Origin of the sequence: Fodinicola feengrottensis, from assembly GCF_039530045.1 — a bacterium.
Lineage (GTDB): Bacteria > Actinomycetota > Actinomycetes > Mycobacteriales > HKI-0501 > Fodinicola > Fodinicola feengrottensis.
On the sequence record NZ_BAAANY010000045.1, the window covers coordinates 86,306 to 93,688 of the forward strand.

General features: G+C 67.3%; 8 protein-coding genes. 7 read left to right on the forward strand and 1 reads right to left on the reverse strand.

The features are described 5' to 3' along the window. The first annotated feature begins 2 nt into the window (after nucleotides 1-2). The 7 genes from ABD301_RS40455 (at nucleotide 3) to ABD301_RS40485 (ending at nucleotide 6,797) form a co-directional block, all read left to right on the forward strand. On the forward strand, nucleotides 3-728 hold the full coding sequence (locus ABD301_RS40455) for a DUF742 domain-containing protein (protein WP_344315327.1): 726 nt from the start codon (nucleotides 3-5) through the stop codon (nucleotides 726-728). After that, on the forward strand, nucleotides 709-1,287 hold the full coding sequence (locus ABD301_RS40460) for a GTP-binding protein (RefSeq protein WP_279582902.1): 579 nt from the start codon (nucleotides 709-711) through the stop codon (nucleotides 1,285-1,287). The genes ABD301_RS40455 and ABD301_RS40460 overlap by 20 nt, the downstream gene beginning before the upstream one ends. A gap of 768 nt (nucleotides 1,288-2,055) precedes the next feature. Continuing rightward, nucleotides 2,056-2,595 (forward strand): hypothetical protein, encoded by a 540-nt coding sequence (locus tag ABD301_RS40465; protein ID WP_344315328.1) that lies wholly within the window; start codon nucleotides 2,056-2,058, stop codon nucleotides 2,593-2,595. 89 nt (nucleotides 2,596-2,684) lie between these two features. Continuing rightward, nucleotides 2,685-4,955, forward strand: a complete 2,271-nt coding sequence (locus ABD301_RS40470; protein WP_344315329.1) for a hypothetical protein — start codon at nucleotides 2,685-2,687, stop codon at nucleotides 4,953-4,955. A gap of 222 nt (nucleotides 4,956-5,177) precedes the next feature. Continuing rightward, nucleotides 5,178-5,870 carry a hypothetical protein gene (locus ABD301_RS40475; protein ID WP_344315330.1) on the forward strand — a complete coding sequence of 231 codons (693 nt, stop codon included), beginning with the start codon at nucleotides 5,178-5,180 and terminating at the stop codon, nucleotides 5,868-5,870. 172 nt (nucleotides 5,871-6,042) lie between these two features. Continuing rightward, entirely contained in the window at nucleotides 6,043-6,594 is a 552-nt protein-coding gene (locus ABD301_RS40480; RefSeq protein ID WP_344315332.1) for a hypothetical protein, read from the forward strand. 11 nt (nucleotides 6,595-6,605) lie between these two features. Continuing rightward, the gene (locus tag ABD301_RS40485; protein ID WP_163573884.1) at nucleotides 6,606-6,797 is read left to right on the forward strand and encodes a hypothetical protein; all 192 of its coding nucleotides are present in this window, start codon (nucleotides 6,606-6,608) and stop codon (nucleotides 6,795-6,797) included. Here the strand turns inward: ABD301_RS40485 and ABD301_RS40490 are convergent, their stop codons facing one another. After that, complete coding sequence (locus ABD301_RS40490) at nucleotides 6,798-7,286, reverse strand: TMEM175 family protein (protein ID WP_279583401.1); 489 nt, start codon at nucleotides 7,284-7,286, stop codon at nucleotides 6,798-6,800. It abuts the gene before it with no gap. Nucleotides 7,287-7,383 lie beyond the last annotated feature (97 nt).

Consider the following 7,383-nt stretch of genomic DNA (forward strand, 5'->3'; position numbering starts at 1 on the left):
CGATGACCAGCCGCGGTGAGCCGCCGATCTGGGCTGGCCGGCACGAGCCCGGCCACACCGGCGAGTTCACCGCACTGCCCGCTCCGGCCGAGGACCTGGCCGAGCCGCCGCCGGTCGTGGTGCCGACTACCGACCAGCGGCCGGTCGGCGGCCGGATCGTGATCGAGCCGGAGGCCGGCCATGTGGCCGCGCACGCGGAGGCGACCTTCGGGGACGTGGTCAACGCCTTCAGCCTCGGCAGCCGGCGCCGGCAGCGGCGCCAGCGTGCCCAGGAGCCGCCCCCGATCGTTGCCGTACGAGCCGAAGTCGCTGGTCAGGACCTGTTCCAGTCGCCCCCGCCGGCACCGCCGGAGGATGTCGAGGCACCCGCGCAGGCGATCACCGTGGACACAGCCGCTACCGTCGTACGCCCGTACACATGGACGAGCGGGCGCACCAAGTCGTCCATCGACCTGGAGATTGAGACGCTGGTATCGACGACCGAGCAGGCTACGGAAACGGCGGCGCCGCGGGTGGAGCACCGCTCGATTGTCCGGCTCTGCGCGCAGCCGCGGTCGGTGGCCGAGGTGGCGTCGGCGCTGTCGGTGCCGCTGGGGGTGGCCAAGGTGTTGCTCGGCGACCTGGCCGACGCCGGCCTGATCGCCGTCCACCGGAACGCGCCGGCCAACGACCGGGACGCGCATCTGGCGCTGATGGAAAGGGTGTTGAGTGGACTCCGTCGCATCTAGCCGGATCACTTCGGCGAAGATCGTGGTGGCCGGCGGTTTCGGGGTCGGCAAGACGACCTTCGTCGGCGCGGTGTCGGAGATCCCGCCGCTGACCACCGAAGCCCAGATCACCACCGCCAGTCTCGGCGTTGACGACCTGGCCGCCACCCCGGACAAGGTCGCCACCACCGTCGCGATGGACTTCGGCCGTCGTACGCTCGCCGAGGACCTGATCCTCTACCTGTTCGGTACGCCTGGGCAGCACCGCTTCTGGTTCATGTGGGACGACCTGGTCCGCGGCGCCATCGGCGCGGTCGTGTTGGTCGACACCCGTCGCCTCGCCGACTCGTTCTCCGCGGTCGACTTCTTCGAAGAGCGCGGTCTGCCGTACGTAGTGGCCGTGAACCGCTTCGACGGCCAACTCCGCCACACCCTCGCCGACGTACGCGAAGCCATGACCATCGACCCCGCCGTCCCCGTCATGTCCTGCGACGCCCGCGACCGCGAATCCACCAAACAAACCCTGATCCGCCTAGTCGAATACGCCATGATCCGCTGGATGACCCCCGCCCGCACGTAGCTCACCCCGCGCGAGCGCACCTTTCACCCACAGTCGGCCAACTCCGACGGCACCCAGGCCCTGTCCCCACCCCGTGCGGACCCGGCACCTTCACACCCAAGTCGGTCAACTTAGACGGGACCCAGCCCCGCTGTCCCCACCCCGTGCGGACCCTTCACCTTCACACCCAAGTTGGTCAACTTAGACGGGACCCAGCCCCGTCCGGCGCCATCGGCCGCCAGGCCGATGTTGTCGCCCCTCCGGCAGGAGCGTCCGCCTTTGTAGGCCCGCGGTCTTTGCGGGCCTACAAAGGCGGACTCTCGTAGCCGTAGTCGACGGCGCCCGCGCCGAAGGCGCCAGAAACACAGGGCGGCATCGGCAGTAACCATCGGAAAAGCCCGCCCCGCCACCGGTCTTTGGTGGCGGGGCGGGATTTTCCGATGGCTGGTAGACGGGACGCCGCACCCTCACAGAAAACGCTCTTAACCAAGGAGCCGTCCCGTACCGTCCGCCGCTTCTAACCAGGGCGCCGTCCCGTACCGTCCGCCGCTCCTAACCAACACCCGTCGCGTACCGTCCGTCGCTTAATCAGGCGTTGGTACGAGCGACACCCTGACCAGGGCCGTCACCGGCCCTTTGGTAGCACCTGACCCGACAGACTGGCCTGCGGGCCCGTCGTGCGGCCGCTGTCCCGTACCGCCCCATCTCACCAACCATCCAACCCGTTTCGGCCCGCGGTGAAAGGAAGGCGGGCATACTGACCTGCAGCCAAATACGGGGAGGTTTCTGGTGCTCAGTGGCGAAGACTATTTGTCCGCGGTGGCGATTCGGGCGAGTCGCAACAAAGGGAAGCTTTACACCGCGCCGATCGGGCCGATCAACGCGATGGTCGCGAATATGTACGCCGGTGCTGGCGCGGCCCTTGGGCAGATCCATTTCTGCCTGGTCGCGGCGACGGTGCCGGAGATCAACGCCTTTGTCGTGAAAGATTTCAGCAGTCACGCGGCGCAGCACGCGAGGCAGGCGACCAATGGCGTGAAGGGCATGGGGACGCTGATCGTGACGCTGGCCGGGCTGGTTTCCCCGGTCGTCCAGCCGGACGCGATCCCGGCCGCCACGGCCAAGCCGGAGTTGGACTTCGGCGCCGAGAAACGGCCGGTGGTGGTGGACCTTTCCACTGGTCAGGTGCACATGTTCACCGGTACGAAGTTCGTCGGCCTGGTGATGCAACGGGCGATCCGCAAGCGCGCGCAAATGTTGTTCCCGCCGCCCGCGGAGGCCGAGGCGGACCTGCGCGACAACCCTCGCCCGGTGATTCCGCCCGCCTGACTCGGACGGGGCGGAGCCGGTGGCGGGAGTGGGGCTGGCTACCATCCGGAGAGTCTTTGCTGGCGACCAGATCCGGAGATCCCCGACCGATGAGTGGCGACCCGACCGGCGACTCCCGTCTCGACAGTGCACTGACCAGCGCGTCCGGCATCGCCGGCGCGCACGGCGGCGAGTCCGCCCTGGCGGCGGTCATCGCCGCCGAGCAGGGACACCGGCCGGCGGCCCTTTTCGCGGCTGCCGGCGAGGTGTCGCTCGCGTTCGACGGGGAACTGGCGGACCCGGACGCGGTCCGCAAGGCGGTCGACGCGCCGGCCGAGGCGACCGACGCCGAGCTGGTCCTCGCCGCGTACCAGGCCTCCGGGACGGACGCGTTCGGGCAACTGCCCGGGCGGTGGGCGGTGGCCGTCAACGACCGGCGGGACGGTCGTACGCACCTCGCCGTGGACGCCAGTGGCGCTGGCGCGCTCTACTACGCGCGTGTTGGTGAGTCCTACGCGTACGCGTCTGAGCCGACCGCGCTGCTCGCCGCGCCGGAGCTGACCGCCGCACCCGACGACGAGGTGGTCCGCGGCTACCTGTTGACCGGCGCCTGCGACCAGGGCGAACGGACGTTTTTTGCCGGTATCTCCCGGGTTCCGGCCGGTCATGTGACCACCTTGCAAAGCGGCGCGGCGACGGCCGCGTACAAGGTGCCGGAGTCGACCGGCACCGACTTGGTTGAGGCCATTGACACCGTGCTCGCGCCTTCGCATGACCGCGCGAGCGGCGTACGGCTGAGCCACGGCGCGCCTGGTGCGTATTTGGCCGCCCGGCTGGCCGAAGCACCTGTCTACGTCTTGTCCGCCGGCCCGACCTCCACCGCCGACACCGGCCAGACAGTGGCGACCGCGCTTGGTCGTACGCCGGTCACCGTGCAGGCCTCCGGGGACCAGTTGGGCACCGATCTGGCCGATCTGGTCCGGCTGCTCGGCGAACCGGTGCCGGACCTCGCCGCCTACGCGCTCTACGCCACGGCGCGGGCCGCCAAGGGATCGTTGGTCGACCCAGCCGGCGCTGACACAGCGCTGCGTTTGTCTGTGGAGACACCAAAAGCCAAGCGTACGGTCGAAGTTGCCAGCCTGCTGTCCACTGTGGACGGCGGGTCCGCTGAGCCCGGCAGCGCAGCAGAGGTGGCCTTGCGGGTGGCCGACCGGATTGGCGCGCACACCGGCGTCCCGGTCCGGTTGCCCTTCTGTGACCGCGAAGTTCGCCGGGTCGCGGCCGCCGCGGCCGACCCGGGGGAGCTGGTCGCCGCGCTGTTGACTCCGCGCGTACGGGCCGCCGCCGGTCCACTGCGCCCGGCCGCTCCGGTGACCGAATGGTTGCTGCGGCTGAAAAACCGTGTCTACGGCACTTTCCTGTCAGAGTCGTTCACGACCCGGCCGTGGTTCGCGCAGCAGGAGATTTTGGTCGCCTTCGAGGATTTCATCAAGGGCCGTAATGCCGACGCCGCGGTTTTCTGGCGGTTGCTCAACGTCGAGCTCTGGATGGCCGAGTTCGTCGACCCGAAGCCGGACGAGGTCGCGCCGGTCGCGATCAAGGGTCCGCTGGAAGCCAACAACGGCAAGAAACTGCTGATCGACGTCGACGGTGAGCAGTGGCTGCGGTTCCCGGTCCGGACCGACCTGTTCGCCCGCGGCGACGACTTCGAGAAGCTGATTTCCGGCTATATCAACGACTTCTTCACCTCGATGGAGTCCGACGGCGGCTACGCCGACCGTTTCGAGCATGAGTGGTATTTGCTGGTCAGCGAGAAGGTCATCGCGATCTCGCAGGGCCGGTCGTATTTTATTTGGGACATCCAGCCAAACTGGTGGGCTCGTACGCTCAGCAAGTTCGTCGTGAAGACGCCGTACGGCATCGGGCTCGGCAGCCCGTGGACGATGCAACTGGCGCTGCAGGAGGCCGGCCTGCCGCGCATCCTGGTCGCGTCGGCGGCCGGCGCGGCCGGCAAGGTGATCGGTCGCCGCGGGCTCTTCTACCAGGTCGCCGGTCATTCCGTACGAGCGATTGACGGCCCGACCGAGTATTCGGCGTACCCGTCGAACGTCTCCGCGAAACTGGCGCCGGCCAAGCCCAAGCAGGTGGCGACCAAGCTGGTCGCCGCGTTGCGGGACGCGCTCGTGGAGCGCGGTCATGAGAGCGTCGCGGCGAAGCTCGCCGGCGTGGTGGTCATCGATGCCAACGACATCGGCCGCAACATCCTCGGCGCCAACGCCAACCGGCCGGACGTGTTCTTCGAGAAGCTCTTCGCCGACAATCCGCTGGGGCAGGGCTCCGAGCAGACCCCGTTGGCGGTGGCGGTCCCAGCCGCCAGCTGAGGTGTAATCATCGCCGCACGGTGCCCTCGTTGAGCTTGCCCAAGGGGTTCGCCGCCGCCCGGTTATCGGGCAGTTGACCTGCGCGAACGGGCCGGATCGGACACTTCGCCGACACCTGTCGTTAAAGTCGTACCAGTGATGTACTGACGTAAGCGCTGTAACGGTGTAATCATGTAGGTAGCCAGAGCGGAGGCGCCTGGGCGAGCGCAGGAGGAGCAAGAGATGTCGGGACAGCGCAGGCACCCCGGATTGGGCCGGCAGGGTGGATGGCAGCAGGCGGACCTTCCGGTCGCCGACGACGCGTCGGCGTGGATCCGTGGCCGGATGCCGGACGGGTGGTTCACCGAGCCGGTCGAGGTGACCGTCGACCGGGAAGAGATCGTGATCGTGGGCCGGGTCGCCGAGCCGGACGCTTCGGCGGCCGCACGTCCCAGCGACGGGGCAGCCGTTGACCTCGGAAAATCAGAAGAAACCGACGACCAGACCGTGCAATTGTCCGAGGCGGTGTCCAGCGGCCCTAGTAATGGGGCGGCCACTGACACGCAGTCGCGGGCCGAGCGGGCCGCGGCGGAGAACGGCCGGATCACCCGGTTCCGCGAGGACACCCGCAACGCGCGGATCTACATCAGCCAGCAGGTCGAGCACCGTTACGGTCGGAAGGTCTCGTGGGGCGCCGCGTGCGGCGGCACCCGCCAGCTGTTCACCAACCTCTCGGTGCCGGTGATGACCCGGCTCCGGCAGGGCGACCGTCAGGTCCTGGACACGCTGGTCGACGCCGGCGTTGCCCGGTCCCGCTCGGAGGCGCTGGCGTGGTGCGTGAAGCTGGTCGGCCAGCACACTGACGACTGGCTGCAGGGCCTGCGGGACGCGATGTCCGAGGTGGACCGGCTGCGGGCCGAGGGTCCCAGCGTCTGATCGGGTACGAACAAGGGCCGGCGACTTCTCTCGCCGGCCTTTTCGTTTGGCTGAGAGGGGCCGCCAGCGTGGCGAAAAGTCAGGTTGTGGAAAACCCGGGAACGGCTCTTGCAGGCCATACGCTTTTCTGGTGACGTCAATTTCCCTACGCAAATGGCATACCGACCGGGCGGTGAAGCTCGATCGGTTGATGCAAACCCATGTCATCGTCGCCGGCTCGGGCTCCGGCCGGCGCTGGGCCGCCGAAGAACTCAACCACGCGATCGTCTTACGCCTCGCCAGCGAATTCCAGGGCTTCTGCCGCGAACTGCACACCGAAGCGGTGGACTTTGTCGCTGACGTGTTGTCGCGTGGTGACCATGGATTGAAGGTGATGGTGCGGTTCCCTTACGAACATGGCCGCCGACTGGACCGTGGCAATGCGGATCCCTCGGCGCTGGGCAGCGATTTCGGGCTGCTGGGAATGCGGATCTGGGATGCGCTTCGAAGCACCTATCCGGCGAAAGGGGAGCTCTGGCGGCGCAAACTCGAGTTGCTGAACGCGGCGAGGAATGGAATTGCGCACGACGACCAGACCAAGCTCGGCGTCGTCCGAGCAGCCGGATGGCCGCTGACTCTCGCGTCGGCGCGAAGCTGGCGCGCCGGGCTGGACGGATTGGTGGTGGGGATGGATCATGTGGTGAAACGGCATGTCCAGGACACGTTAAAGGTGTCGCCGTGGTGAGGGGTGCGGAGATGAGTAGGCGTCTTAAGCCCGGTGACCGGGTGCGGGTGTCGTTCGCGTCCACCCTGGTCGAGGGCATGGTGATCCGCGCCGACGGGGTGACCAAGGCTTCGGTGACGGTCGCTGTGGAGATCGATGACACGGACGAGCCCATCATGATCCGCTACGAGCCGGAGCAGGTCGAGGTCATCCCGGCGGCTTAGTTAGGTGGTCTTGGCCGTTTTGTTGGTGCGGCGCGTGAAGAACGAGACGGTCTGCGGGATGATCAAGAGCAGCAGCAGGCCGTAGTACGACGTGCCCAACGGGATCAGGACGAACGCTCCCAGCAGGCCCGCCGTGGCGCCGAACGATCCGATCAGGAAGTGCTGGTCGACCGAGCCGCTGCCGGGATTTCGCTGCTGTTGTTTGTAAAGAATCCACGCCATCACGCTCTGGCAGATACTGCTGGCCAGGGTCGTACCGATGTAGAAATAGACGACGAACGGATACTGGTGGCTGTCGAACTCGCCGACGATCTCGGTGGGGTACGGCAGGAAGACGATTGTCAGAAGCCACGCCAGATTCAAGAAGACCAGTGGTCTGGTCAGTTTCGCGACTTCGGTGAACAGTTCGTGGTGAGCGGTCCAGAACCGTGCGATGACCAGGAAGCTGAGCACGAAACTGAAGATCGAGCTGCGGTTGGCCACCACCATGTCCAACGGGTTGATCTTGTCGTGCGCAGCGGCGACGATGATGGCGCTAGCTGAAATTCCCCACTTTTGCTAGATCATTTTCCCCAGTTGGGTGTCG

What these genes read in the sequence shown, in the direction of transcription:
- ABD301_RS40455 (WP_344315327.1), top strand. Translation starts at nt 3, where the DNA reads ATGACCAGCCGCGGTGAGCCGCCGATCTGGGCTGGCCGGCACGAGCCC.
- ABD301_RS40470 (WP_344315329.1), top strand. Translation starts at nt 2,685, where the DNA reads ATGAGTGGCGACCCGACCGGCGACTCCCGTCTCGACAGTGCACTGACC.
- ABD301_RS40475 (WP_344315330.1), top strand. Translation starts at nt 5,178, where the DNA reads ATGTCGGGACAGCGCAGGCACCCCGGATTGGGCCGGCAGGGTGGATGG.
- ABD301_RS40485 (WP_163573884.1), top strand. Translation starts at nt 6,606, where the DNA reads ATGAGTAGGCGTCTTAAGCCCGGTGACCGGGTGCGGGTGTCGTTCGCG.
- ABD301_RS40490 (WP_279583401.1), bottom strand. Translation starts at nt 7,286, where the DNA reads ATGGTGGTGGCCAACCGCAGCTCGATCTTCAGTTTCGTGCTCAGCTTC.